Source organism: Amycolatopsis sp. WQ 127309, from assembly GCF_023023025.1.
GTDB lineage: Bacteria > Actinomycetota > Actinomycetes > Mycobacteriales > Pseudonocardiaceae > Amycolatopsis.
Genome location: NZ_CP095481.1, coordinates 6,267,506 through 6,291,748 on the forward strand (window position 1 = coordinate 6,267,506; position 24,243 = coordinate 6,291,748).

The 24,243-nt window shown below is 72.8% G+C and carries 25 protein-coding genes; 10 read left to right on the plus strand and 15 right to left on the minus strand.

The features are described from left to right. Positions 1-60: 60 nt before the first annotated feature. Positions 61-822, minus strand: a complete 762-nt coding sequence (locus MUY22_RS28620) for a trypsin-like serine protease (RefSeq protein WP_247049613.1) — start codon at positions 820-822, stop codon at positions 61-63. A 172-nt stretch (positions 823-994) separates the two neighbouring features. On the opposite strand from MUY22_RS28620, the gene MUY22_RS28625 reads away from it, so the two are divergent. After that, positions 995-1,933: a hypothetical protein gene (locus tag MUY22_RS28625; RefSeq protein WP_247049615.1), complete on the plus strand. Its 939-nt coding sequence runs from the start codon at positions 995-997 to the stop codon at positions 1,931-1,933. Here the strand turns inward: MUY22_RS28625 and MUY22_RS28630 are convergent. Both MUY22_RS28630 and MUY22_RS28635 read right to left on the minus strand, forming a co-directional pair. After that, complete coding sequence (locus tag MUY22_RS28630) at positions 1,875-3,290, minus strand: carboxylesterase/lipase family protein (protein ID WP_371827695.1); 1,416 nt, start codon at positions 3,288-3,290, stop codon at positions 1,875-1,877. The two genes, MUY22_RS28625 and MUY22_RS28630, sit on opposite strands and share 59 nt — an antisense overlap. Positions 3,291-3,295: 5 nt before the next feature. Beyond that, positions 3,296-4,192 carry an MBL fold metallo-hydrolase gene (locus MUY22_RS28635; RefSeq protein ID WP_247049617.1) on the minus strand — a complete coding sequence of 299 codons (897 nt, stop codon included), beginning with the start codon at positions 4,190-4,192 and terminating at the stop codon, positions 3,296-3,298. Between the two features lie 124 nt (positions 4,193-4,316). Between MUY22_RS28635 and MUY22_RS28640 the strand changes: the two genes are divergently transcribed. Then, on the plus strand, positions 4,317-5,153 hold the full coding sequence (locus MUY22_RS28640) for a helix-turn-helix transcriptional regulator (RefSeq protein ID WP_247049619.1): 837 nt from the start codon (positions 4,317-4,319) through the stop codon (positions 5,151-5,153). Here the strand turns inward: MUY22_RS28640 and MUY22_RS28645 are convergent. Continuing rightward, positions 5,142-6,548, minus strand: a complete 1,407-nt coding sequence (locus MUY22_RS28645; RefSeq protein ID WP_247049621.1) for an amidohydrolase family protein — start codon at positions 6,546-6,548, stop codon at positions 5,142-5,144. The two genes, MUY22_RS28640 and MUY22_RS28645, sit on opposite strands and share 12 nt — an antisense overlap. Further along, on the minus strand, positions 6,545-7,252 hold the full coding sequence (locus tag MUY22_RS28650) for a GntR family transcriptional regulator (RefSeq protein ID WP_247049623.1): 708 nt from the start codon (positions 7,250-7,252) through the stop codon (positions 6,545-6,547). Before MUY22_RS28650 ends, MUY22_RS28645 begins: the two co-directional genes overlap by 4 nt. A gap of 103 nt (positions 7,253-7,355) precedes the next feature. Here MUY22_RS28650 and MUY22_RS28655 point away from each other — a divergent pair, with 103 nt between their 5' ends. The 5 genes from MUY22_RS28655 (at position 7,356) to MUY22_RS28680 (ending at position 11,899) form a co-directional block, all read left to right on the plus strand. Beyond that, positions 7,356-8,192, plus strand: a complete 837-nt coding sequence (locus MUY22_RS28655; protein ID WP_247049624.1) for a fumarylacetoacetate hydrolase family protein — start codon at positions 7,356-7,358, stop codon at positions 8,190-8,192. Beyond that, positions 8,189-8,722, plus strand: coding sequence for a flavin reductase family protein (locus tag MUY22_RS28660; protein ID WP_247049626.1), 534 nt, complete (start codon positions 8,189-8,191; stop codon positions 8,720-8,722). The genes MUY22_RS28655 and MUY22_RS28660 overlap by 4 nt, the downstream gene beginning before the upstream one ends. Before the next feature lie 201 nt (positions 8,723-8,923). Beyond that, the gene (locus tag MUY22_RS28670; RefSeq protein ID WP_247049628.1) at positions 8,924-10,120 is read left to right on the plus strand and encodes an acyl-CoA dehydrogenase family protein; all 1,197 of its coding nucleotides are present in this window, start codon (positions 8,924-8,926) and stop codon (positions 10,118-10,120) included. A 14-nt stretch (positions 10,121-10,134) separates the two neighbouring features. Then, complete coding sequence (locus MUY22_RS28675) at positions 10,135-11,055, plus strand: VOC family protein (protein WP_247049630.1); 921 nt, start codon at positions 10,135-10,137, stop codon at positions 11,053-11,055. Between the two features lie 19 nt (positions 11,056-11,074). Further along, on the plus strand, positions 11,075-11,899 hold the full coding sequence (locus MUY22_RS28680) for an ABC transporter ATP-binding protein (protein WP_247049632.1): 825 nt from the start codon (positions 11,075-11,077) through the stop codon (positions 11,897-11,899). Here MUY22_RS28680 and MUY22_RS28685 read toward each other — a convergent pair. Next, positions 11,892-12,548 (minus strand): HAD family hydrolase, encoded by a 657-nt coding sequence (locus MUY22_RS28685; protein WP_247049634.1) that lies wholly within the window; start codon positions 12,546-12,548, stop codon positions 11,892-11,894. The genes MUY22_RS28680 and MUY22_RS28685 overlap by 8 nt on opposite strands. Before the next feature lie 564 nt (positions 12,549-13,112). Here MUY22_RS28685 and MUY22_RS28690 point away from each other — a divergent pair. Together MUY22_RS28690 and MUY22_RS28695 are read left to right on the plus strand one after the other, a co-directional pair. Continuing rightward, on the plus strand, positions 13,113-13,523 hold the full coding sequence (locus MUY22_RS28690) for an STAS domain-containing protein (protein WP_247049636.1): 411 nt from the start codon (positions 13,113-13,115) through the stop codon (positions 13,521-13,523). 54 nt (positions 13,524-13,577) lie between these two features. Beyond that, positions 13,578-14,585 (plus strand): zinc-binding dehydrogenase, encoded by a 1,008-nt coding sequence (locus MUY22_RS28695; protein WP_371827696.1) that lies wholly within the window; start codon positions 13,578-13,580, stop codon positions 14,583-14,585. Here the strand turns inward: MUY22_RS28695 and MUY22_RS28700 are convergent. The 8 genes from MUY22_RS28700 to MUY22_RS49770 form a co-directional block, all read right to left on the minus strand. Continuing rightward, positions 14,582-15,055 (minus strand): GNAT family N-acetyltransferase, encoded by a 474-nt coding sequence (locus MUY22_RS28700; protein ID WP_247049640.1) that lies wholly within the window; start codon positions 15,053-15,055, stop codon positions 14,582-14,584. The genes MUY22_RS28695 and MUY22_RS28700 overlap by 4 nt on opposite strands. A gap of 4 nt (positions 15,056-15,059) precedes the next feature. Further along, positions 15,060-15,926, minus strand: coding sequence for a 4-hydroxyphenyl-beta-ketoacyl-CoA hydrolase (gene couO, locus MUY22_RS28705; RefSeq protein ID WP_247049642.1), 867 nt, complete (start codon positions 15,924-15,926; stop codon positions 15,060-15,062). Positions 15,927-15,955: 29 nt separating this feature from the next. Next, positions 15,956-16,849, minus strand: a complete 894-nt coding sequence (locus tag MUY22_RS28710) for a 3-hydroxyacyl-CoA dehydrogenase NAD-binding domain-containing protein (protein ID WP_247049644.1) — start codon at positions 16,847-16,849, stop codon at positions 15,956-15,958. Next, a complete protein-coding gene (locus MUY22_RS28715) occupies positions 16,846-18,774 on the minus strand; it encodes an acetoacetate--CoA ligase (protein ID WP_247049646.1) in 1,929 nt (642 codons plus the stop codon). The genes MUY22_RS28710 and MUY22_RS28715 overlap by 4 nt, the downstream gene beginning before the upstream one ends. Then, a complete protein-coding gene (locus MUY22_RS28720) occupies positions 18,771-19,538 on the minus strand; it encodes a crotonase/enoyl-CoA hydratase family protein (RefSeq protein ID WP_247049648.1) in 768 nt (255 codons plus the stop codon). Before MUY22_RS28720 ends, MUY22_RS28715 begins: the two co-directional genes overlap by 4 nt. Next, on the minus strand, positions 19,535-21,022 hold the full coding sequence (locus MUY22_RS28725) for a long-chain fatty acid--CoA ligase (protein ID WP_247049650.1): 1,488 nt from the start codon (positions 21,020-21,022) through the stop codon (positions 19,535-19,537). The genes MUY22_RS28720 and MUY22_RS28725 overlap by 4 nt, the downstream gene beginning before the upstream one ends. A 73-nt stretch (positions 21,023-21,095) precedes the next feature. Then, positions 21,096-22,136 (minus strand): cytochrome P450, encoded by a 1,041-nt coding sequence (locus MUY22_RS28730; protein WP_247049652.1) that lies wholly within the window; start codon positions 22,134-22,136, stop codon positions 21,096-21,098. Between the two features lie 75 nt (positions 22,137-22,211). Beyond that, positions 22,212-22,337, minus strand: coding sequence for a tryptorubin family RiPP precursor (locus tag MUY22_RS49770; protein WP_371827495.1), 126 nt, complete (start codon positions 22,335-22,337; stop codon positions 22,212-22,214). A 267-nt stretch (positions 22,338-22,604) separates the two neighbouring features. Between MUY22_RS49770 and MUY22_RS28735 the strand changes: the two genes are divergently transcribed. Beyond that, on the plus strand, positions 22,605-23,372 hold the full coding sequence (locus tag MUY22_RS28735) for a hypothetical protein (RefSeq protein ID WP_247049654.1): 768 nt from the start codon (positions 22,605-22,607) through the stop codon (positions 23,370-23,372). Positions 23,373-23,612: 240 nt separating this feature from the next. Here the strand turns inward: MUY22_RS28735 and MUY22_RS28740 are convergent, their stop codons facing one another. Then, on the minus strand, positions 23,613-24,221 hold the full coding sequence (locus tag MUY22_RS28740) for a TetR/AcrR family transcriptional regulator (RefSeq protein ID WP_247049656.1): 609 nt from the start codon (positions 24,219-24,221) through the stop codon (positions 23,613-23,615). Positions 24,222-24,243 lie beyond the last annotated feature (22 nt).

Sequence of the window (24,243 nt, forward strand, 5' to 3'; positions counted from 1 at the left end):
AAGGCGGAAAACGTACCCTGATCGCCCAAACGCCTGGGGGGATATTCACCGACCGGCCGGTCAGACGCCGGTGGTCTGGCGGATCCAGCTGCGGCCCGCGGCGACGCTGCCGTACGTCGTGATGCTGGAACGGTCGCTGGTCGAGCAGACGCCCACCTGGACGCCGCCGTCGATCATCGGGCCGCCCGAGTCGCCGCCCGCGACCGCGCCGTTCGGGGTGGACGCCGAGATCGCCGGGCCGCCGTAGTTGTCGGACGCCGAGGTGTCGGAGATCCGGACGTCGGCGCGCTTGAGGACGCTCGACTGGTGGCTGCCCTCGTCGGTCGCCTGGGTCGAGCCCCAGCCGTAGACGCGCGCGGTGTCGCCTTCCTCGGCGTCCGAGGAGCTGGTGGCGAGCTGGGCGAACGTACTGCCACCGTTGGTGTTCAGCTTGATCAGCGCGAGGTCGCCGCCGGACCAGACGTAGGTCGACGACGCCTTGGCGTGCACGCCGCCCGACGCGCTGTTCGAGCCGACGTACAGGTCGATGTCGGACAGCCGCTGGCCGTTGTTGTCGTACATGCAGTGCTTGGCGGTCAGCACCCAGCGCGCGCCGATCAGCGTGCTGGTGCAGAAGAACGTGTAGCCGTTGGCGTGGCCGTTGAAGCGGGTGATGTAGCCGGGGTTCTGCGCCGTGCTGCCGCCGATGATCGACGGCGCCGCGTCGGGGGAGAGCGGCGCGGTGCTCGCCGACGCGGGGGCGGCGGCGAGCGTGGCGAGGGCGGCGCAGGAACCGGCGAGCAGGGCGGCGGCGCGGACGAACCGGCCGTGGGATTGACGCATCGGGGGACTCCTCGGGGCTTGCGGTGGGGACTCACCGAAAGTAAGCGGCCGAGGTGGTTCGGGTAACCGTCCGAAGATCCGGGCCGATCAACGGAACAGGACGGATCGTTCGTTGGGTGACACGGGCCACTCGGGGTGTTAGACCGAACGGACCTACCCGAGAAGGACCCGCATGACGTTGTTCGCGGTGCACTCGCCGGGACGCCGGGAGCAGCTGGCCCGCGCGCTCGCCGACGGCCCGTTCTGCCGGGCGTTGTCGCTGGCCGTCGACCACAGCGGGCTCGGCCTCGCCCGCCTCAAGGACCGGCTGGCCGCGGCGGGCGCGCCGGTCAGCACGACGACCCTCAGCTACTGGCGCACCGGCCGCACCCGGCCCGAACGCCCCGAGTCCCTGCGCGCGGTCACCGTGCTCGAAGACGTCCTCGGCCTGCCCGCCGGCGCGCTGACCGGCCTGCTCGCCCGCCCGGACGGCGGCCGGTCGCCGGTCGGCCTGGTGCAGTGGGAGCGGCTGTGGGGGCCGCGCAACGGCGTCGTCCCGGTGCTGAACTCGTTCGAAGCCGCCGACGACCCGGCGCTGGTGGTGCTGAGCCTGCACGAGTCCCTGCACGTCCGCGCCGACCGCTCGCTGTCCCGGCTGCGGGTGCGCGAGGTCGTCAAGGCGGTGGCGGAACCCGTGCAGGCCCGGGTGGTGACGCTGCGCGGGTGCGTCGCGGGGACGCCGCCGCGGCTGGTCGCCACCCGGTACTGCGGGCCCGGCCGCACGGAAGTGCTGCCGGAGCACGGTTTCCTCGTCAGCGAACTGGTGCTGAGCCGCTCGCTGGCCGAGGGCGAGACGGCGATCCTGGAGTACGAGTTCGAGTACACCGACGGCGTCCCGGACACCAGCTACGACCGCCGCTTCCGGCACCCGGTGGCCGAGCACCTCCAGGAGGTCCACTTCGACGCGAAGGCCCTGCCGTTGTCCTGTCGGGCGTATCGGCTGGAGTCACCGGAGGGCCCCGAGCGCGAGACGGCCGAGGTCGTCGTGTCGCCGGTGGTGCCCGCGCACGTCTTCAGGACCGCTGTGGCGCCGGGGATCCTGGGGATGCGGTGGAGCTGGCCCGCGCGGTGAAACGGCGGGTTTCCGACCGTGCCCAGCCGGGGTCGCCGGTGCGGGCGAAGTCCACCCACGCCGTGTGCATCCGCGTCGCCAGCTCGGCGGGCGGCTCCCCGGTGCCCAGCAGGCCGCGCGGGCCGCGCAGGGCCGGGAGGTCCAGGCGATCGAAGACGAACGGCAGCTCCATCGTGTGGGCCGCGCCGAGCTGACCGTCCACAGCGGACGATCGCCACGCGAACTCGTAGGTGTGCGCGGCGCCGTGCGCTTCGGCGAGGCGACGGCTGCCGGTGCCGAACAACGCGTCCCCCATGATCGCCGACCGCAGCTCGCCCGGTGTCGCATGTGGACGTTTCGCACGGTAGCTCGCGACCAGTGCGGCCGGGTCGGCCGACACCCGCGCCGCGGTCTCGAACAGATCCTGTTCGGTCGACCCGACCAGGTTTCCTTGCGGGGCAAGGTAGAGCGCACCCTCGTCGGCGTTCGTGCCGACGAGCAGGTCGACGCCGGTGGCCAGCGCCTCGGCGGGCTGGCGATCCAGCACCAGGCTGAACGCGCTCAGCCCGAGCAGCGGGTCGAAGTCCGTCGCGGTCCGCAGGTCCAGGCCGCCCAGCTGAGCCGCGACGAACCGCTCGTCGGGGACCTCGCCGAACGCCGCCGCCGTCGGCTCGACGCCCAGCGCGCCGGCCGCCGCCCGCGTGACCCGGGCCGCCTGCTCGGGGGTGAACGCGCCCAGGCCGTTGCCGCTCTGCACGACGGCCCGCCGGAACAGGCCGTCGGCCTCGGGCGTGGCCAGGACACCGGCCGTGATGGTGGCGCCGGCGGACTGGCCGGCCAGGGTGACGGTGCCGGGGTCGCCGCCGAACGCCGCGATGTTCTCGCGCACCCACCGCAGCGCGGCGACGACGTCCAGGAGCCCGCGGTTGCGGGGCGCGCCGGGCAGGTCGAGGAATCCCGGAATGCCGAGGCGGTAGTTGACCGTCACCAGCACCACGCCGTCACGCGCGAACGCCGTCCCGTCGTAGAGCGGCGAGCGCGTCGAGCCGGTGACGAACCCGCCGCCGTGCACGAACACGATGACCGGACAGTCCCGGGCCGACGGGGGCGCCCAGACGCTGAGCGTGAGGTAGTCGTCGCCGCGGACCCAGCCGGTCCCGAAGTACGGCGACATGTCCAGCGCCCCGAAGCCGTCCCGGCGCGGTTGCGGGGCGGTTGGCCCGGGCCGCGTCGCGTCCCGCACGCCCGGCCACGGCTCGTGCGGCCGGGGTGGCGCGAACCGGCCCGCGCCGACCGGCGGTGCGGCGTACGGGACGTCGAGGAAGACCCCGGCGTGGCCGCGGACGGCGCCCGCGGTGGTGGTGACGATCAACGGAATCCTCCTCAGAGCTTGGCGAACGGGGCCCAGTCCTTGATGGCGAACCGGTCGCCGTCGCGGACGACCTCGGCGCCGCCGTGGCCGCCGAGGTGGGCGGGCAGGACGAGCGCGTTCGTGTCCGCGGCCCGGCCGAGCAGCCGCCGCCGGGTGGCGCGGGCCTGCGCGGGGTCCTCGCAGAAGCAGCTGTTCGTGTCGGGCTCGACCAGCTGCAGGGCCGTGTGCAGCAGGTCGCCGACGAACAGCGCGCGGTCGCCGCCCGAGTCGAGCGTGAGCACCGACGACCCCGGCGTGTGCCCCGGCGCCAGGTCGAGCGTCAGGTTCGCGTCGATGCGGTGGCTGTCCTCCCACAGCAGCGTCTGCCCGGCCTCGTGCACCGGCGCGACGCTGTCCTCGAAGACGTTCTGGTTGCCCCGCCCCAGGTTCGGCTCGTGGCCGTTGGCCGGGTTCCAGAACTCGAAGTCCGGTTTGGGCACCAGGTAGGTCGCGTTGGGGAACGTCGGGACCCAGCTGCGGTCGTCGAGGTAGGTGTTCCAGCCGACGTGGTCGACGTGCAGGTGCGTGTTGACGACCAGGTCGACGTCCTCCGGCCGGACGCCGGCCGCCGCGAGGTTGCCGAGGAAGCCGGTGTTCAGGTGGCTCCACACCGGCGTGTACGGCCGTTCCTTGTGGTTGCCGACGCCGGTGTCGACGAGGATGGTCTTGCCTTCGCTGCGCAGCAGCCAGGTCTGGATGGCCGAGACGCAGACGTGGTTCTCCCGGTCGAGGAAGTCGGGTGCGAGCCAGTCCGCGTCCCAGGCGCCGTCCGGGCTTTCGGGGAAGAAGGTCTCGGGTGTCATCCCGACCGAGCCGTAGTACTCCGTGATCCGGGTGACCGTGACGTCGCCCAGCACAATCTCCTGCATGTCCGCTCCGGGGTCGCTGGTGTTTCCCCCAGCCTGCGGCGGGTTCACGCGGGCAACCAGCCCCGCCGTTGCGTACCCCCGGCAGGGTCAGGCTCGCCGCGCGGATCCCGTGTTCACTGGGAACATGGCGGTTCTCGGCGAGTTCCTGCGGGCGCGGCGGTCCCTGCTGCGCCCCGAAGACGTCGGCCTGCCCGCCCTTGGTGAACGCCGACGTGTCGCCGGGCTGCGGCGCGAGGAGCTGGCGCAGCTGGCCGGCGTCAGCGTCTCGTACTACACACGCCTGGAGCAGGGCCAGTCCGTCAACGCGTCCGACGCGATCCTCGACGCGCTGGCCGGGGCGCTGCGGCTCGACGAGCACGAGCGCGAACACCTGCGGGAGCTGGCCGCGCACCGGCCCCGCGCGCAGCGCCGCCCGCCGCCGGAACGGCTCGACCCGCTGGCCCGCGACCTGCTGCGCTCACTGGGTGACGTGCCTGCGCTGGTCCTCGGGCGGCGCAGTGACGTCCTGGCGTGGAACCCGCTGGGCCACGCGCTGATGGCGGGCCACGTCGATCCCACCGCGCCCGACCGGCCGGCGGATCGGCCCAACACGGCCCGGATGCTGTTCCTCGACCCGCACACCCGCGAGCTGTACGCGGACTGGCCGCGCAAGGCGCGCGCCGTCGTCGGCAACCTGCGGGCCGTCGCCGGTCGGCACCCCGAAGACGCGCTGCTGGCGTCGCTGGTGGGGGAGCTGACCATGAAGAGCCCCGAGTTCGTCGCGCTGTGGGGCGATCACCGGGTCAAGCCGTGCGAAGCCGACTCCTACCTCCTGCGCCACCCGCTGGTGGGCGCGCTGACGGTGGCCCAGCAGATCCTGACACCGGCGCGGTCGCCGGAGCAGACCGTCGTCGTCGTAACGACGGCGGAGGGTTCCGCCTCGGAGACCACGCTCAAGCTGCTCGCCCGGTCAGGGCACTGACCCGGCCAGCTTCTCCTTGCGGGCGGCCAGATCCGCGGCGGGGTAGTGCTTTCCGGCGCGGACGACGCCCGCGATGTGCCCGAGGTGCTTCACGTCGGTCAGCGGGTTGTCGGCCAGCAGCACCAGGTCGGCGTTCTTGCCGGGTTCGACGGTGCCCATGGTGTCGGTCGTGCCGAGGAACTCGGCCGGGAGCGTCGTCGTCAGCTGCAGGATCCGCAACGGCGTGAGACCGGCGCGGGCGAACTCCGCGAACTCGCGGTGCAGCGCCGCGCCGGGGACGACCCAGGCGGCGCCGGAAGAATCGGTGCCGGCGAGCATCTTGACCCCGGCGTCGTCGAACAGCTTCGTGAGGTCGAGCTGCCGTTCGTAGGCCTCGGTGAACGTCGCGCGGGCGTCGGCGGGGAACGCGGCGAACTTGGCGGCCGCCGCCCGCCAGGCCTTCCGCGTCGACGGCGTGATGTACGTCAAGTCCGGGTCGTCGGCGAACTCGGGGGAGTCGCACAGTTCCTGGGTCTTGATCCGGATCAGCGTCGGGACCTGCCAGGTGCCGTCGGCGGCGAACCGCTCGGCGAGGACGTGCGCCCGGTCGCGGTCGAACGTGCCGACGGCGTGCGAGAGGTTCGCGATGTCCGTCGGCTTGCTGCGGTTGAGCGGGTTGATCACCAGCTTGCGCAGCACACGGTCCATGATCTTGTCCAGGAACGGGATCTTGAACGGCGGCAGCTTCAGCTGGGGCCCGCCCGCCGCGGCGGTCTCGCGGATGTGGTCGTGGTCGCCGGAGCAGCAGGCGAACAGCGCGACGCCGGGGCCGAGGTGCTCGATGGACTTCATCCCGAGCCGGGACGCCTTTTCGACGTCGATGCCGGCCGGCAGGTGCCCGACGATGGGCAGGCCGAGGCGGCGCGCTTCGGCTTGGGCGTCGAAGAAGACGTCGCGGGTGACGAGCCCGGCCTTGACGAAGTCGGCGCCTTCCGCGTGCTGCTCCCGGATGGCCGCGACGGCCGCGTCCACTGTGGACGCGTTCGCCGGCGTCAGCAGCGGGCCCGGGGTGGCGAGCAGCGCGGGGGAGGCCTCGGGGAAGCCGAGCTTGCCGGCGGCGCGACGGCGGAGCAGGTCGATGCTGCCGCCCATCTGCCGGAAGCCGGTGATGCCGTGGACGAGCATCAGCTCGAGGGTCGTCGCCGGGTCGGCCGTGCCGAGGGGATGGGCGTGCATGTCGTTGTACCCGGGGACGACGTAGGTCCCGCTGCCGTCGACGCGCTGCGCGTCCGCCTCGATGCCGGACCGGACGTCGAGGATCCGGCCGTCCTGGATCAGGACGTCGGTGCTTTCGCTCAGACCGCCGTCCCGCGGGTCGACAACGGTGGCGGCGGTGAGCAGCAGGCGGGTGGTCATGCGGTCTCCGTCGCGGGCCGGTCGGCGGCCGGGGTGAGGCCGCCGTCGATGAGGATCTGTTGCGTGCGACGGACATGCGCGGCGAAGAGGGTCTCCGCGGCTTCGGTGTCGTGGGCCAGCGCCGCGTCCAGGAGTCCTTTGTGCTCGCCGGCGACGTCGCGGTGCAGCTCCCGCGTGCCGGTGGCCGACCAGGCGCGGTAGACCTCGGCGGCGTCCGAGAGCCGGGCGCAGATGTCCAGCAGCACGGCGTTGCCGCACGCCTCGATCAGCGTGCGGTGGAACGCCAGGTGCGCCAGCGCCCACTCCTCGTTGCGCCGCGGCTGGTCGCCGGGTAGCAGCATCGGCTGCACCGACAGCCGGTGGTGGGCGGCCAGCACCTCGGACTCCCAGGTGACGCCGCCGCGTTCGACGGACAGCCGCAGCGCCGCGCCTTCGTTGACCACGCGGGCTTCGGTGAGGTCGTTGAGCGCGCGCAGGGACAACGGCGTGACGTGGAAGCCGCGGTTGCGGTCGACCTGCACGAGGTCCTTGGCGCCGAGCAGGCCGAGCGCCTCCCGCACGACGCTGAGGCTCACGCCGTACTGTTCGCCCAGCTCACCGGGCTTGAGCCGCTCCCCGGGCGGCCGGTCGCCGTTGAGGATCGCCGACCGCAGCTGCTCGTAGACCATCACGGCCAGGCTCTCGCCGCCCGCTCTCTTCGCCATGATCACAGCGTAACACACTCTGCGACAGATAATCGATTCTGTGCTTGACAGTCGTCTATGACGGGCAGAGTATGAGTCGCATCGACCGACCGAAAGGCAGCTCATGCGGATCGCGACTCTCTCCGGACGGCTCGTCCTCGTGACCGAGGCCGGCGCCGTCGACGTCGAACAAGCCAGCGAGCGGCGGTTTTCCGCCGACCCGCAGGCGATCTACGACCGCTGGGCCGAGTTCCGGGACTGGGCCGCGGCGGCCCCGCACGACACCGCGGCGCCGTTCGCGGAAAGCGACCTCGGGGCCCCGGTCCCGGCGCCGCGCCAGATCTTCGGCGTCGGCCTCAACTACCGCGACCACGCCGCCGAAGCGGGCCTCGGCCTGCCGGACTCACCGACCGTCTTCACGAAGTTCGCGAGCAGCCTGACCGGCCCGTCCGGGGCGATCGCGCTCCCCGGCCCGACGGACTGGGAGGTCGAGCTGGTCGCCGTCATCGGGGTGCTCGCCCGCGACGTCCCGGCCGAGCGCGGCTGGGAGCACGTCGCCGGGCTGACGGTCGGGCAGGACCTCTCCGACCGGACGTTGCAGCTGGCCGGGCCCGCGCCGCAGTTCAGCCTGGGCAAGTCGCGTCCCGGTTTCGGGCCGATCGGGCCGTGGGTGGTGACGCCCGACGAGTTCGCCGACCCGGACGACCTCGCGCTCGGCTGCGCGGTCAACGGCGAGTCCGTGCAGAAGAGCCGGACCGGCGAGCTGATCTTCTCGGTGCCGGAGCTGGTGGCCCGCCTCTCGGCCGTGCTGCCTCTGTGGCCGGGTGACCTGATCTTCACCGGGACGCCGGCCGGGGTCGGCATGGCGCGCAGCCCGCAGCGGTTCCTCGGCCCGGGCGACGAGCTGGTCAGCACCATCGAGGGCATCGGCCGGATGCACCACCGGTTCACCGCGCCGTGACGACCCCCGATCCGGACCGCTTCCGCGCGGTGATGGCGGCGGTGTGTGCGCCGGTGACGATCGTGACGACGGTTTCCGGGGACGGCCGCCCGTGCGGCGCGACGGTCAGCTCGTTCACGTCCCTGTCGCTCGACCCGCCCCTGGTCGGCGTCGCCTTCGACCGGCGATCGGCGCTGCTGGCCTCGATCCGGGCTCGTGGTCGCTTCGGCGTCAACCTGCTCGGCCACGGCCAGGACGACCTGGCCGTGCTGTTCGCCACCCGAGGAGCCGACCGCTTCGGCGCGGAAACGGCGTGGTTCGCCGACGACGGCCTGCCGAGGCTGCGCGACGCCGCCGGCTGGGTCGGCTGCGACCTGGACCGCACGGTCGAGGCGGGCGACCACCTGCTGCTGTTCGGCGGGGTCACGGCGCTGGGCCGAGCCGAGCGCCCGCCGCTGGTCTACGCGCACCGCACGTTCGGCACCCACTCGAAGTTCGCCGAACGGCCCCGGCCGCCCATCACGGACCTGATCGCCGCCTGCGCCCGCTAGCGGCCGTGAGTGGCCCGCCCGCCGCTTGTGCCCAGGCAGCCGACCGGTCCTGGGCACCCGGCCAGGCCCAGCCCTCGGGCCCCAGCACCCCAACCCACCGACCGCCGCCGGCGCCCCAGCCGACCGGGCCCGCGAACCCGGCCCGCCGCCTGCACGACCAGCCGCGGCAGAAGGACCAGTCTGCGAAAGGACAACGACGTCATGACCATCGCGACCGAACAGCCCGCGCCCACCACCGAAACCGTCCTGGCCCGGATCCGGGACATCCAGCCGCTGCTCGCGAAGAACGCCGCGCAGGGCGAGACCGACCGGCGGGTCACCGAGGAGAGCATCGCCGCGCTGACCGACGCCGGCGCCTTCAAGATCGCCCAGCCTCGCCGCTACGGCGGCTACGGCCTGCCCGTGCGGTCGATGCTCGAGGTGTCCGCGGCGGTCGGCGAGGCCGACGGCGGCACCGCCTGGGTCGTCGCCCTGAGCAACGTCTGCGCGTGGCTGGCCGGGCTCTTCAGCCGGCAGGCGCAGGACGACGTCTGGGGCGCGAACCCGGACGCGAAGGTCTCCGGCGTCCTCGCGCCGACCGCCGAGACGACCAAAGTGGACGGTGGCTACCGCGTCACCGGGCGCTGGTACTACAACTCCGGCTCCTGGCACGCCGACTGGGCCGGCGTCGGCATCCCGCTGACCGACGAGCGCGGCGAGGTCGTCGACCAGGGGATGGCGCTGATCCCGCGCACCGACCTCGGTCTCGAGGAGACGTGGTTCGTCGCCGGGATGCGCTCGTCCGGCTCGAACTGCCTGATCGCGCGGGACGTCTTCGTGCCCGATCACCGCGTGATGTCCGTGCCGCCCGCGATCGCCGGGCGGTACGCCGTGGAGGAGCCCGAAGAAGACCTCTACCGGGCCGCGTTCGTGCCCACCCTCGCGCTCGTGCTCGCCGGGCCGCAGCTCGGCCTCGGCCGCGCGGCGCTGCGGATGGTGCGGGAGAAGGCCGCCCGCAAGGCGATCTCCTACACCGCCTACACCACCCAGGCCGAGTCGGCCGCCTTCCAGCTGCAGCTCGCCGAAGCCGCGATGCGGATCGACTCCGCGCACCTGCACGTCTTCCGCGCGGCCGACGACATCGACACCGCCGCCGCGAACCGCACCTACCCCGACGCCGAGCTGCGGGCCCGCGTGCGCGCGGACACCGGCTGGGCCGTCGAGAACGTCACCAAGGCGTTCGACGTCCTGCTGTCCGCCCACGGCGCGGGCAGCTTCGCCGAGGCCAACCCGCTGCAGCGGATGTGGCGCGACTCGGCCGTCGCCGCGCGGCACGCGATCGTGCTGCCCGCCGTCGGCTATGAGGTCTACGGCAAGGCCCTGCTCGGCCGCGACGACCAGATCACCCCGCTCGTCTGACCCGGAGGAACAGCGTGAGCCTGCACCGCCTGACCAAGATCACCGTCGGCGTGCCGAACGTCGACGAGACCGCGAAGTACTACACCGAGTTCGGCCTGACCCCGACCGGCTCGGGGTTCGCCACCGCCGACGGCGGCGAGCAGCTCGAACTGCGCCCCAGCGCGCAGCGGCGGCTGCTCACCCTCGGCGTCGGCGCCGACGACCCGGACGACCTGGACCGCGTCGCCGCGTCGCTGGCCCGCCTCGACCTCGGCAGCCGGCGCGTCGGCGACGCCCTGCACACCAAGGACCCGGTGACCGGCCTCGACGTCGTCGTCTCGGTCGCGCCGCGGCTGCGGCAGGAACCGCCGGAGCCGGTGGTCTACAACCAGCCCGGTGCGGCCCGACGGGCCAACGTCCGCGCGCCCGCCATCGACCGGGAGCAGGCCGTCCGCCCGCGCAAGCTCGGGCACGTCGTGTTCGGCTCGACCGACCAGGCCGCCACCCAGAAGTTCTTCACCGAGGGGCTCGGCTTCAAGGTCAGCGACGAGGCCCCCGGCTTCGCCTCCTTCATGCGCTGCTCGACCGATCACCACAACGTGCTCGTCCAGCAGGCTCCGGTCAGCTTCCTGCACCACACGTCCTGGGAGGTCGACGACGTCGACGAGGTCGGCCGCGGCGCCACCGCGATGCTGCAGGGCCACCCCGAGCGGCACACGTGGGGCCTGGGCCGGCACCACATCGGCTCCAACTTCTTCTGGTACCTGCGCGACCCCGCGGGCAACTTCTCCGAGTACTACTCCGACATCGACTGCATCCTGGAGGACCAGATCTGGGAGCCGCGGGTGGTGGCGGGGGAGAAGAGCCTCTACGCGTGGGGCCCGCCGCCCCCGCCGTCGTTCCTGGCCCCGGAGGACCTGGCCGACCTGATGACCGACGCCCACCCGGGAGCCTGACGCGTGTGATCATGGACGGATGAGCAAGCCCGTCTTCGTGCAGCCCAACCTCGACGGCCCGGCGATCGAGCTCGCCGGCGTGGAGGTGCGCGTCGGCCGGACGCCGCTGGTGTCGGGCGTCGACTGGCGGGTCGACTACGGCCAGCGCTGGGTGGTGCTGGGCCGCAACGGCGCCGGCAAGTCGACGATCCTGTCCGTGGCCTCGACCCAGCGGTTCCCCAGCGCGGGCACGGCGGTGGTGCTCGGGCACCGGATGGGCGCGGTCGACCTGCGGGACGTCCGGACGCACATCGGGTTCGTCGGCGCGAACCAGCGGCTGCCCGACGCGGAGAACCACCACGCGCACACGGTGGTGCTGACCGGGTACAGCGGCAGCGTGCTGCCGCTGTGGGAGCGCTACGACGACACGATCCGCGACCGCGCGGCGAAGCTGCTGGAGCTGGTCGGGTGCGCCGGCCTCGGCGACCGGCCGGTGCGGGTGTGTTCGCAGGGCGAACGCGCCCGCGTCCGGCTGGCCCGGGCGCTGATGGCCGACCCGCTGCTGCTCCTGCTGGACGAGCCGTTCGCCGGCCTGGACATGCCGGGCCGCGAGGACCTGCTGCTGGCGCTGGAGAACCTGACCCGGGCGCAGCCGGAGCTGGCCACGGTGACCGTGACGCACCACCTGGAAGAGATCCCGGCGACGGCGACGCACGCGCTGCTGGTGCGCCGCGGCGCGGTCACAGCGGCGGGGCCGATCGACGAAGTCCTGACGAACGACGGGTTGTCGGCGTGTTACGAGCGGGAGGTCGAGGTCCACCGGCTCAACGGCCGGTGGGTGGCGCACGCCCGCGCGGCTAGCTGAACAGCTCCGCCAGCGGGCTGTGGTCGAGGCCGTCGAGCAGGGCCGAGGGGTCGTCGTAGGTCGCCACCGCGCCCGCTTCGGTCAGCTCCGCCGCGCTGACGCCGCCCGAGAGCACGGCGACGGTGCGCACGCCCGCCTTGGTGGCGGCGTGGACGTCCCAGACGGAGTCGCCGACGAAGATCGTGTCGCCCGGCTCGGTCCCCGCGCGCTCCAGCGCGGCGTACACCGGCTCCGGGTCGGGCTTGGTGGCCTCGACGTCCTCGCCCGCGACGATGGCGGTGACGACGTCGTCGACGTCGAGGATCTTGCGCATCACGTCGAGCTCGTCCGGCCCGGCCGACGTCGCGAGCAGGACGCGCACCCCGTGCCCGGCGATGACGCGGATCAGCGCGGCGGCCTGGTCGAAGGGCCGCAGCATCCCGGCCGTCTCGAGGTAGAAACGGCTGTGGAGGTCCTCGAGCCGGCTGCCGAGCTCGTCGGCGCCGCCTTGCCCGAGCAGGTCGGCGAGCAGCTTGCCGGACCCCATCCCGATCGCGCGGTGGACGCGCCAGGAGTCGACGTCCCGGCCCAGCTCGCGGAACGCGCGCTGCCAGGCGTGGACGTGCAAGTAGTTGGAGTCGACGAGCGTGCCGTCGACGTCGAAGAGCACGGCGGTGGCGATGGCGATCCCTCCTTCGGACGCTCTGGTGATACCCGGCGGGGCGACCGCGAAACGTCCCGTCGGCCGCTGTGGCGACGTGCGTCACGCGGGGAACATTTCCGCAGGCCGTGCGTTGTACGGACTGTCGGTACGGTGGTGTCCCCGGGCCTCACCCAATGCCTTCACGGAGTACCAGTCCGGCTGGAGCCGTGCAGCGCCACTCGCCGCGAGGCGACCCCCGTACCGACGCTTCGTCTCCCGCTTCTGCTCGCAGGTACCCCCAGCCTTCGCCGAGCGGGAGCGGGTCCTTTTTGTCCACTGTGGACCCGTTTCTTCGAGCGTGCGCTGTCGGGCACTCCGTACTTCACCCGGCCGTGGCGATCGGCGTGGGTACCCCTCCGCCATGGGGCAGGCGGTGGAGCGCGGCTCGCCCGTTGGGCGGGGTTGCGCCGGGAGGACGGGAGGCTACGCTGCGAGGGTACGGTTCAGGCAACAGCCGTTACCCCCATTCCGGTCTGCGTCCGAGCGGGACTCCCGCCCGGCACTTCAATCTGTGAACGAAGGCGTCTGCCGATGTTGGTTGTGCAGCACCCCGCGACGGCGATCCCCGTGACCCGCGCGGGCGCCGGTGCGTTCGATATCAAGGTGATCCGCCCCTACTTCGGTGCCGTGATGGTCCGGATCCGGGGCGCCCTCGCCGAAGAGAGCGCCGCCCAGCTCGAGGCCGTCCTGGCCACCTGGGCCCACCGCAAGTTCCCCGTCCTGGTGCTCGACCTCTCGGCGGTCGACCTCCTGGACGCGGCCGGCCTCGACGCGCTGGCCGACATCCAGGCCCGGACGCAGCGTGAGAGCACCACCTTGCGCGTCGTCACGGGCGACAACCGCGTCGTGCGCCGGGCCCTCTCCGACACCGGGCTCGACCACGAGCTCAACGTCAGCCCGCTGCCCGCCGGCTGGGAGCGCGCGACGGAGATCCCCGTCTGACCCAGGTGGCGTGCGACCCGGCTCCCGGGTGAGACTTCCGGGGTGATCACCACCATGCGGGCCTTCGTGCTCACCGGCCCGCGGGCGTTCTCGGTGCAGGACGTCCCGGTGCCCGAAGCCGTCCCCGGCGAGGTGGTCGTCGACGTCGAACGCGCCGGCGTCTGCGGCACCGACGTCGAGTTCTTCACCGGCGAGATGGCCTACCTGCACCAGGGCCACTCGGCGTACCCGATGCGGCTGGGGCACGAGTGGGCCGGCACCGTCTCGGCCGTCGGCGACGGCGTCGACCCGGCGTGGCTCGGCCGGCGCGTCATGGGCGACACCATGCTCGGCGACCGGACGTGCCGCCGCTGCCGCAAAGGCCACCAGCACACCTGCGCGCGCCGCGAAGAGGTCGGCATCCGTGGTGGCCGGCCGGGCGCGCTGGCCGAACGCATCGCCGTCCCCGCGTGGTCGCTGCACGCGCTGCCCGATTCCGTCGACGCCGTCCTCGGCGCCCTGGTCGAGCCGGGTGGCAACGCCTTGCGCGCGGCGCAGGCCGCCGACGTCGGGCCCGGCGATCGCGCGCTGGTGCTGGGGCCCGGCACGATCGGGCTGCTCGTGGCCCTGTTCCTGCGCGCGGCCGGCGCCGAGGTGCACCTGCTCGGGCGCGACGAGCCCACCCTCGCCTTCGCCCGCACCCTCGGCTTCACCCACGCCTGGACCCGCGGCACGCTCCCGGACCGGCCGTTCGACGCGGTCGTCGACGCGTCCAACGCCGTCGAGCTGCCCGCGCTGGCCCTCGACCTGGTCGAACCGGCCGGCCGGGTCGTCTACATCGGACTGGCCGGACAGCCCAGCCGGATCGACACCCGCGAGCTGGTCCTGAAGGACGTCACGGCCGTCGGCATCCTGTCCGCGTCACCGGGCCTGGCCGACACGATCGCCGCGTACGCGAGCGGCGCCGTCGACCCGCGCCCGCTGGTCGCGGCGACCGTCGGGCTCGACGACGTCGGCGCCGTCCTCGCCGGGGAGCACCGAGCCGGACCCGGACCGAAGGTCCACGTCGATCCGCGGCGTTAGTCGAGCCGCAGAATCGTTTCCTCGATCTCCGCGCCCCGGGCGTTCGCGTACCCGGTGTCGGTCCCGACGACGGTGAAGCCCGCTCTCCGCAGGACCCGCAACGACCCGGCGTTGTCGCTGGCCGCCCGCGCGTGCAGGGGCCGGACCTCGACCGCGTCGAGCAGCAGGGCAAGCGCTTGCCCGGCGATGCCCTGCCCCCACACCGCCCGGTCGATCCAGTACGTGATCTCGGTGTCGCCCTCCACGACGAACGCGGCGATGCTGCCGACGAGGACGCCGTCGCGGGTCACCGCGCGGTGGGTGATCCCGTCGGAGAACCGCACCTTCGCCATGTGGGCGTCGAACGCTTCGCGGTCGTCGGGGTCCTTGTGGGTGAACGCGGCCATCCGGACCGCCTCGGGGTCCCGCTGCTGCTCGAACAACGCGTCGAGGTCGGCGTCCTCGACCGGCCGGAGTGCTATCGCTGCCACCGGCTCAGGATAGGCCGAGCAGCCGGATCGCGTTGTCCTTCAGGATCATCGGCCGCACCTCGTCCTTGATGTCCAGCTCGGCGAAGTCCGCCAGCCAGCGGTCCGGCGTGATGACCGGGAAGTCCGAGCCGAACAGGACCTTGCGCTTCAGCAGCGTGTTCGCCGCGCGGACCAGCTGCGGCGGGAAGTACTTGGGCGACCAGCCGGACAGGTCGATGTACACGTTCGCCTTGTGCGTCGCCACCGAGATCGCCTCGTCCTGCCAGGGCACCGACGGGTGCGCCAGGATGATCGTCAGGTGCGGGAAGTCGGCGGCGACGTCGTCGAGCAGCATCGGGTTCGAATAGCGCAGCTTGATGCCTCGCCCGCCCGGCAGGCCCGCGCCGATCCCGGTCTGGCCGGTGTGGAACAGCGCCGGGACGCCGAGCTCGCCGATCGCCTCGTACAGCGGGTAGAACCGCGGGTCGTTCGGCTCGAAGCCCTGCAGGCTGGGGTGGAACTTGAAGCCGCGGACGCCGTGCTCGGTGACGAGCCGGCGCGCGCGGTGCACGGCGGCCTTGCCCGAGTGCGGGTCGACCGAGCCGAACGGGATGAGCACGTCCGGGTGCGCGGCGGCCGCGTCGGCGATCTCCTCGCTCGACAGCGCGGGGTGCCCGGTGGCGGCGGGTGCCTCGACCGTGAACACGACCGCGGCCATGTTGCGGGCGCGGTAGTGCTCGGCGATCGCCGTCACGGTCGGCGTCCGGTCCTGATCGGCGCGGAAGTACTTCGCGGACGCGTCGAGCAGCTCCTGGTCCAGCGCGAAGCAGCCGTGGCCGTCCTGCTCGACGTGGGTGTGGACGTCGAGGGCGGTCAGTGCGGAAAGGTCCACGGGTATCTCCGTCGTTGGATCGGGATGGTTCAGGGCAGGTCGGGCTGCGCGGCCTTGGCGGCCAGCAGCTGGTCGAGGACGGCGTCGCGCGCGGCGACGAGCCGGGCTTGGTCGGTGTCGGCCAGTTCGGCGTCGACGCCGGCGATGAGCGTCTCGGCGAGTTCCGGCGTCAGGTGCACCTGGCCTAGGTCGCGCCACCACTCCTCGGTGGGCGGGCCGAGGTGCCGCAGGACGTGGGCCAAGCCGCCGGGACCACCGGAGAGGTGCTGGTTGACGAACGGGCCGAGCACCGCCCAGCGCAGCCCGGGCCCGTACGCGATCGCCGTGTCGATGTCGGCGACCGTCGCGACCCCGCGTTCGACCAGCGAGTACGCCTCCTGCCACAGCGCGGCCTGCAGCCGGTTCGCGACGTGGCCGGGCAGCTCGCGCGTCAGCCGGATCGGGCGTTTGCCCACCGAGGTGTAGAACTCCACCGCCCGGTCGACGACCTCGGGCGCGGTGTCGCGGCCGGGGACGACCTCGACGAGCGGGATCAGGTGCGGCGGGTTGAACGGGTGCCCGATGACGACCCGCTCGGGGTGACGCGGGCAGCCGCGGGCGATGACGCTGGGCAGCAGCCCGGACGAGCTGCTCGCCAGGATCACGTCCGGCCGCGCGGCCTCGTCGAGGGCACCGAACAGCGCGTGCTTGACGTCTTCGCGCTCGGGACCGTTCTCCTGCACGAAGTCCGCGGCGGCGGCCGCTTCCCCGGCGTCGGCGACGAACCGCAGCCGATCCGTCGGCGTGTCTCCGAGAGCGCCGCGCAACCGTTCTTCGGCGCCCGGTGCCGGATCGGTGGCGACGACGTCGTGGCCGTGGGCGAGGAAGAGGCCCGCCCAGCTCGCGCCGATCACGCCGGTGCCGACCACCGCGACGGTGCTCACGCGCGCGCCCGGAAGTGGTCGAGGGCGGTGGGATCGGCCAGGACGTCCCGGCCGACGACGTCTTCGGGGCGGGCGCCGAGCAGGAGTTTCTTCACGGGCAGCTCCAGTTTCTTCCCGGTGCGGTTGCGCGGGATCACCGGGACGGCGGTGATCTCGTCGGGCACGTGCCGCGGCGACAGCGCGCTCTTCAACGTGTTCTTGATGTGGCGGCGCAAGTGGTCATCGAGGGGTGCGCCGTCGCGCAGGACGACGTAGAGGCGGAGGTCGCCGTTGCCGCCCGCCGGGTCTTCGAGGTGCACGACGAGCGAGTCGTCGATCTCCGGCAGCTCCTCGACGACCGTGTAGAACTCGGCGGTGCCGAGCCGGACGCCGCCGCGGTTGAGGGTGGCGTCGGAGCGCCCGGCGATGACGCAGCCGCCGTCCGGTGAGAAGCGCACCCAGTCGCCGTGCCGCCAGACGCCGGGGTAGTCGGCGAAGTACGTTGCGCGGTAACGGGAATCCGGGTCCGTGACCGGGAGGTCACTCCAGAACCCGACCGGCATGGACGGCATCGGCGCGATGATCACCAGTTCCCCCAGCTCGCCGACCACCGGCTGGCCGCGCTCGTCGAACGCCTGCGCGTCGACGCCGAGGCAGGGACCGGAGATCTCGCCGGCCTGCACCGGTTGCAGCGGACTGCCCTGGACGATCCCGCTGCAGACGTCGGTGCCGCCGCTGCCGACGTTGAGCAGGACGCCGGGGAACCGGTCGGCTACCCACCAGTAGCCCTCGGCGGGCAGCGGGCTGCCCGCCGCGCCGATCTGGCGCAACGCCGAGAGGTCCAGGTCCGCCGCCGGGTCGAGGTCCGCTTTCCGGCACGCCATCAGGAAACCCGGGCTGGCGCCCAGCGTCGTCGCGCGGGTTTCGGCGGCGAGACGCCACTGCCAGGCCAGGTCCGGGTGCAGCGGGTTGCCGTCGACGAGCACGATCGACGCGCCGGTCAGCAGCCCGGACACGAGCGCGTTCCACATCATCCAGGCGGTGGTGGAGAACCACAGCAGCCGGTCACCGGGGCGCAGGTCCCAGCTGAGGCCGTGGTTCTTGAGGTGTTCCAGCAGGAGGCCGCCGTGGCCGTGCACGATCGGCTTCGGTTTGCCGGTGGTGCCGGAGGAGAACAGCACGCACAGCGGGTGCGCGAACCCGACCGGCTCGAACCCCGGCTCACCCGGCTGGTCCAGCAATTCCGCCCAGCCGGTGGCGTCGTCGCCGTACGCGACCCGGACGACGTGCTCGAGGGTCGGCAGCCCGGCCACGATGTCGGCGACCTCGCCGCGGCGGTCGACGTCCTTGGTGCCGTACCGGTACCCCGAGACGGTCAGCAGCACCTTCGGCTCGACCTGCCCGAACCGGTCGAGCACCGCGCGGGCCCCGAACTCCGGCGCGCAGGACGCCCAGACCGCGCCGAGACTCGCCGTGGCCAGGTACGCGACGACGGTCTCGGGGATGTTCGGCAGGTAGGCCACGACGCGGTCACCGCGTCCGACGCCCAGCCGCTTGAGGCCGGCGCGGGCCCTGGCCACCTGGTCGCGCAACTCCGCCCAGGTCAGCTCAACGCGCGGCCGGGTCTGCGCATACGCGATGACGGCGACCTCGTCGTCGGGCCGGTGGCTGAGTGCGTGCTCGGCGTAGTTGAGCGTCGCGCCCGGGAACCACTCGGTGCCCGGCATGCGCGGATCGGGCACGACCGCCGTTTCTTTTGTGTGGAAGCGGACGCCGAAGTAGTCGCGGATCGACGACCAGAAGCCGTCGAGATCCGTCACCGACCAGCGGTGCAGGCTCGCGTAGTCCTCGAAGTCGAGGCCGCGGTGGGTGGCCAGCCAGCCGAGGTAACGGCCGATCTCCGTGGTGTCGCGGACGTCGGCGGCGACCGGCCGCAGCGGCGTCACCGGGCGACCTTCGCCGCGCGCTTGTCCAGGAACGCCCGCATCCGGTCCTGGGCCTCGGTGCTGCCGGTGGCGACCGCCGCCATCAGCGCCTCCAGCAGGTAGCCCTCCGCCGGGTTGGCCTCGGCGATGCGCGGCAGCGCCTGCAGCACCGCGAACGTCGTGATCGGCGACGTCGTGGCGATCTTGCGGGCCAGGCCGAGCGCGTGCTCCAGGCCCTCACCCGGCTCGACGCGGTAGTGCGACAGGCCGGCCGCGTGGCCCTCGTCGGCGTCGAGGACGCGGCCGGTGAGCATCAGGTCGGTCATCCGGTGGGCACCGATCAGCCGCGGCACCCGCACCGAACCGCCGCCGCCGACGAACAGGCCGCGCTGGCCCTCCGGCAGCGCGTAGAACGCCGTCGACTCGGCGACGCGGATGTGCGTGGCCGACGCGAGTTCGAGGCCGCCGCCGATGACCGCGCCCTTGAGCACCGCGACGACCGGGACGCGGCCGCGCTCGATCCGCTCGAACGCGCGGTGCCACATCATCGAGTGCTGCAGGCCCTCGAACGCGTCCCGCTCGGTCAGCTCCGAGAGGTCGAGCCCGGCGGAGAAGTGGTCGCCTTCGGCGTCGAGCACGACGGCTTTGACCTCGGCCGGCGGGTTGCCGAAGAAGGTCTCTAGGGCCAGGACGGTGGCGTCGTCGAGCGCGTTGCGCTTCTTCGGCCGCGACAGCCGCAGCACGGCGACGTCGTCGTGCAGTTCGAGGTGCAGCGTGCTGGTCATGGGGCTCCGTAGGTTTGTGCGGCTTGCTCGCGCAGCTCGACGCGGCGGATCTTGCCGGTGGCGTTGCGCGGCAACGCTTCGACGAACCGGACGTACTTCGGCACCTTGTAGCGGGCCAGGTGTGCTTCGAGGTGCGCGCGGAACGCGGTTTCGTCCGGCTCCGCGCCGTCGCGGGCGACGACGTAGGCGGCGCCGACCTCGCCCCAGCGCTCGTCCGGCACGCCGACCACGGCACAGGCGTCGACGGCGTCGAGCTGGACGGCGATCGCCTCGATCTCGGCGGGGTAGACGTTCTCGCCGCCGGAGATGATCAGGTCTTTGACCCGGTCGACGATGTGCGCCCAGCCGTCGTCCTCGACGCGGACGACGTCGCCGGTGCGGAACCAGTGCTCGCCGGCGAAGCTCGCGGTCGTCTCCTCGGGCCGGTTCCAGTAGCCGGTGAAGACGTGCGGGCCGCGCACGAGCAGCTCGGCGGGCTCGGCGCTCAGCGGCTTGCCGCCGTCGGCGGCCACGTCGGTGAAGAAGTGCGGCACGCCGGCGGCGACGGGGTGGCCGAGCGTGCCGTCGTGGGTGGCCATGAAGACGCCGGGGGAGGCCTCGGTCATGCCGTAGCCCTGCAGCAGCCGGACGCCGCGGTCGAGCCACGCCCGCGCGACGCGTTCGGCCACCGGCGAGCCGCCGTAGAGGACGCAGGTCAGCGAGCCGAGGTCGGTGGCCGCCCACGTTTCGTGGCGGCACATCAGCTCCAGCATCGTGGGGACGGCGGAGAAGCTCGTGATCCCGGCTTCGGCGATGCGCGCGAGGATCGTCCCGGCGTCGAACCTGGCGACCGGCTCGACGCTGCCGCCCTTGAACAGCGTCGGCAGCGTGATCTGGCCCAGGCCGACGCAGTGGAACAGCGGCGCGATGCAGAGGGCCTTGTCGGTGCCGAGGACGTCCAGGTGGGCGAGCTGGTTGACGGTGTTCCAGGTCAGGTTGCCGTGGGTGAGGACCGCCGCCTTCGGCCGGCCGGTGGTGCCGGAGGTGTAGAGCAGCAGGCACGGGTCGTAGAGGCCGACGTCCGGGCTCGGCGGCGGTCCGTCGGTCGTGGTTTCCCCGGCCTTCATGGTCGCGATCTCGTGGGGTCCGGCCGCCGCGACGAGGGCGTCGGCGTCCGGGCTGTGCACGAGGACCGACGCGCCGCTGTCGCCGAGCATGTAGCGGATCTCGGCGGGGGCGAGCCGGTAGTTGAGCGGCACGAAGATCGCGCCGCAGCGAGCGGTGGCGAAGAGCGTCTCGAACACGGCGATGTCGTTGACGCCGAGGTAGGCGACCCGGTCGCCGGGTCGCACGCCGCGCCGGGTCAGGTCACCGGCCAGCCGGTCGACGCGGCCGGCGAGCTGCGCGTAGGTGAGGGTGCGCCCGGCCTGCGTCAGCGCGACGCGGCCCGGGTCGATCCGGGCGCGCCGCGCGGGCCAGCTGCCCAGGCCGAAGTCCGCGCTCATAGCCACGCCTCCTGATATCAGGGAACCTGATAAGACTCAGGATGCGCGCGGACCGCGGCGGGTGTCAAGGGGGTCAGTGGCGCACGACGCGCAGGTCGGCCACCTCCAGCAGGCCGTCGAGGTCGACGTGCCCCTTGAGCTGCCGCGGGTCCGGCACCAGCCCTTCCGCGCGGACGACGTCCAGCAGGCGGCTGGCCAGCGGCAGCACCATGTGACGGCCCCAGCAGCGTTCACTCACGTGGCCGAACGGCAGGTAGCCCGGGTGGGTGTCGGCGTCCAGGTCCGCCCAGCGCTCGGGGCGGAACTCGTCCGGGTCGTCCCAGAGCGCGGGGGAGCGGTGGCTGACGATCGGCAGCAGCAGGACGTCGTCACCAGGGGTGATCCGCGCGTCGACCTCGGTGTACTCCGGCGAGCGGACGCGCAGGATGTTCCACGACGGCGGCAGCAGCCGCAGGGCTTCGTCGAGCACGTGCTCGTTCGGGACGTCGTCGGCGAACGGCGCGCCGAGCCAGACCGCGTTGGTGACCAGAGCGGCGACGGTGAAGCAGATCGGCGCGGCGACGCGGCGGTAGAGGTACATCCGGAAGCGCCGCTCGGCGAAGCCGTCCGCCGCGAGGACCTGGCGCGCGAGGGTGGACAGCTCCCGGCCCTCGGGGGACGGCGGGAGCACCGCGGACCCGGTGGTGACGGCCGACCAGGTCAGCTTCGGGGTCAGCTCCAGCCGTCGGTCGACGAGTGTCCGGAACCGGCGGGTTTCGGGGCCGAAGACCAGGTCACGCAGGTGGGCGTGCGGCACGGCCGGCCACTTCCCGGTGAGGTCGGGCCGGCCGGCGGGCTTCTTCAGGGCGGCCCGGACGTCCGCGCCGACGGCCTGCATCAGGCTCGCGGACTCCGTCCGGGTGACGCGCCGGCCGAGGACGGGCTTGAACGTGGGCCGTTCCTCGGCGTTCGCCGGGCGGGCCAGGAGCAGGGCGTTCATCAGATCGGGGTCCGCGACGCCGATGGTGTCCGGTTCGAGCCGGAAGAGCTCGCCGCCCCGGTGCTCCCGCAGCAGCCGGTCGATCCGGGGTGCGAAGACAGTGTGTTTTGTCCGGTTGCCGGCGGCGATGACCACGCTTCCGTGCTCCTTCGGGGGAATCGGTGGGCCGGTTCCGGGATGCCCGGAACCGGCCCGATCCGATGGTGCGGATCAGATCCAGCCGTACCAGGCGTAGGCCTTCAGGCTCTTTGCGGGGAGCGCTTTCTTGACGAGACGAACCAGCTTCACCGACGTCCTCCTTCGTTCGTGTGAAAGGGATCCCGCGTCCGCGATCATCCGGGGACCACATTACGGGGACGGTGTGCCGGTTGGTCAAGAACGAACTTGCGGTTGTCCATTCCCTGTCCGGTCGCCGGTGAGCGGGAATGCCCTACGAACGTCGGTATTGATCGAATTCGCCTTCGATGCTACGGAATGGATTTACACACACGTATTTCATTCTTCACATTCGTGTCTCCGGCGGCATGTTCGAGACGGCCCTCGGGTGGGTAGCCAGGGGGTGTGGTGGGCGACGTCCGCCGATACGAGTGGAGAGGTGAAGCCATGGGCGACGCTGCGGTCGGGCAACGAGTGAAGACGGCGGCGGCCGGCGTGCGAGAGCTCGCCGTCGAGGCCGCGCGAGTGGGCGCGGACGCGGCCGCACGGGCGGTGGAGATCACCGACCGGAAGCTGACCGAGGGGGCCGACGAGCTGGCTCAGGTCGGCCGCAAAGCGACGAAGGACTTCGACAAGGGCACGAAGGCGTCCCGCCGTGAGCTGCGGGTGAACTCCGTCGCGGCGCGTGACGAGGTGCTGGCCCGTGCGGTGAAGATGCGCGACCCGGGCCGCAAGGCCGCCGAGGCGGTCGCGGCCGTCGTCGGTTCGAGGGGTGATTCCGGCCGGAAGCGCCGCAAGACGGTGGCGACGGCGAAGAGGGACCTGACGGCGGCGCTGGCCGAGGCCAAGAGCGCGGCCAAGGGCGAGCGGTCGAAGAAGGCCCGCTGGCCGTGGCTGCTGGGCATCGCGGTCCTCGCCGCGGGTGCGGCGGCGGTGCTGCGCGCCAAGCGGGGCAACCCGCTGGCGGAACCGCAGCTCCACGAGGCCGACGCGGCCGCGGAGAAGGCGGCCGCGCAGGCCAACGGCAACGCGCCGAAGCCGCCGGTGACCCCCGCGACGCCGCCGCCGGCCCCGCAGAACGGCGCGAAGACCCCGGTGGCGAAGCCCCCGGCGGCGCCGACGAGCAGCGGTGTGAAGCCCGCGGTCGTCCCGCCGAAGCCGGCGGTGACCCCGCCGAAGCCCGCGCCGAGCCCGGAGAACAGCCCGAAGAAGTAGTAGTAAGCACGAAAGGCTCCGCGACGCACCAAGTGTGCGCCGCGGAGCCTTTTGCGTTCACCCGCACGGCAATGAGGCGCGTACGTCTCCAGTGGGTTCAGCTGGTCCGCCGCCCCGGTCGGGGCACTCGCGCGCGCCGACCTGTCCAGGCCGCGACCAGCGCCGCGAAGCCGGGCAGCTCCCGTTCACGAAGCTCCCGCTGACCCAGGACCGCGTGTGGCTCGCTCTGACCGAGGCGCCCTAGGCGGTCGCCCGCACCAGCGGCAGGAACAGCTCGTCGACGATCGCCTCGATGCGCTCGGGCTTCGGGGGTTCGAGGCCCATCACCAGGTCGTGGCGGACCAGGTCGAACGGCATGGCGAGCACCGTGGCCGGGATGCGCGCCAGGTCGATCTCGCCGCGGTGGTGGGCGCGCTGGTAGAGGGCCCGGCCGTGGGGGAGCGGCTGGTCGCCCATGACCTGGTCGCGGACCTGCGCCGGGGTCAGGCCGGTGTCGGCGAGCAGCCCCGAGAAGGCGGTGGCCACGGCGATGGCGAAGAACGCGGCCAGTGCTTCGCTCGCGGCCGTCAGCTGGGCGATCAGGTCGCCGCGCAGGGTGCCGGTGTCGGGTTGCGCTACCGGGTGGGCGCCCCGGTGGTGCTCGATCGCGGCGAGCACGAGCCGGTCCTTGTTGGCCCAGCGGCGGTAGAGCACGGCCTCGCTGGTGCGGGCGCGGACGGCGATCGACTCCATGGTCAGGCGGCCGTAACCGACCTCGACCAGCTCGTCCCACCCGGCGGTGAGCAGCGCGGCCTCGAGCTGCTTGCCGTGACGGCGACGGCGGGCGGGTTCGGCTGACTCGGTGACCACCCGGCCCACGATAGAAAGCCTT

Excerpts from the sequence above, each read along its gene's own strand:
- MUY22_RS28620 (WP_247049613.1), bottom strand. The coding sequence starts at position 822 with ATGCGTCAATCCCACGGCCGGTTCGTCCGCGCCGCCGCCCTGCTCGCC.
- MUY22_RS28625 (WP_247049615.1), top strand. The coding sequence starts at position 995 with ATGACGTTGTTCGCGGTGCACTCGCCGGGACGCCGGGAGCAGCTGGCC.
- MUY22_RS28635 (WP_247049617.1), bottom strand. The coding sequence starts at position 4,192 with ATGCAGGAGATTGTGCTGGGCGACGTCACGGTCACCCGGATCACGGAG.
- MUY22_RS28640 (WP_247049619.1), top strand. The coding sequence starts at position 4,317 with ATGGCGGTTCTCGGCGAGTTCCTGCGGGCGCGGCGGTCCCTGCTGCGC.
- MUY22_RS28645 (WP_247049621.1), bottom strand. The coding sequence starts at position 6,548 with ATGACCACCCGCCTGCTGCTCACCGCCGCCACCGTTGTCGACCCGCGG.
- MUY22_RS28650 (WP_247049623.1), bottom strand. The coding sequence starts at position 7,252 with ATGGCGAAGAGAGCGGGCGGCGAGAGCCTGGCCGTGATGGTCTACGAG.
- MUY22_RS28655 (WP_247049624.1), top strand. The coding sequence starts at position 7,356 with ATGCGGATCGCGACTCTCTCCGGACGGCTCGTCCTCGTGACCGAGGCC.
- MUY22_RS28670 (WP_247049628.1), top strand. The coding sequence starts at position 8,924 with ATGACCATCGCGACCGAACAGCCCGCGCCCACCACCGAAACCGTCCTG.
- MUY22_RS28680 (WP_247049632.1), top strand. The coding sequence starts at position 11,075 with ATGAGCAAGCCCGTCTTCGTGCAGCCCAACCTCGACGGCCCGGCGATC.
- MUY22_RS28690 (WP_247049636.1), top strand. The coding sequence starts at position 13,113 with ATGTTGGTTGTGCAGCACCCCGCGACGGCGATCCCCGTGACCCGCGCG.
- MUY22_RS28695 (WP_371827696.1), top strand. The coding sequence starts at position 13,578 with ATGCGGGCCTTCGTGCTCACCGGCCCGCGGGCGTTCTCGGTGCAGGAC.
- MUY22_RS28720 (WP_247049648.1), bottom strand. The coding sequence starts at position 19,538 with ATGACCAGCACGCTGCACCTCGAACTGCACGACGACGTCGCCGTGCTG.
- MUY22_RS28725 (WP_247049650.1), bottom strand. The coding sequence starts at position 21,022 with ATGAGCGCGGACTTCGGCCTGGGCAGCTGGCCCGCGCGGCGCGCCCGG.
- MUY22_RS49770 (WP_371827495.1), bottom strand. The coding sequence starts at position 22,337 with ATGATCGCGGACGCGGGATCCCTTTCACACGAACGAAGGAGGACGTCG.
- MUY22_RS28735 (WP_247049654.1), top strand. The coding sequence starts at position 22,605 with ATGGGCGACGCTGCGGTCGGGCAACGAGTGAAGACGGCGGCGGCCGGC.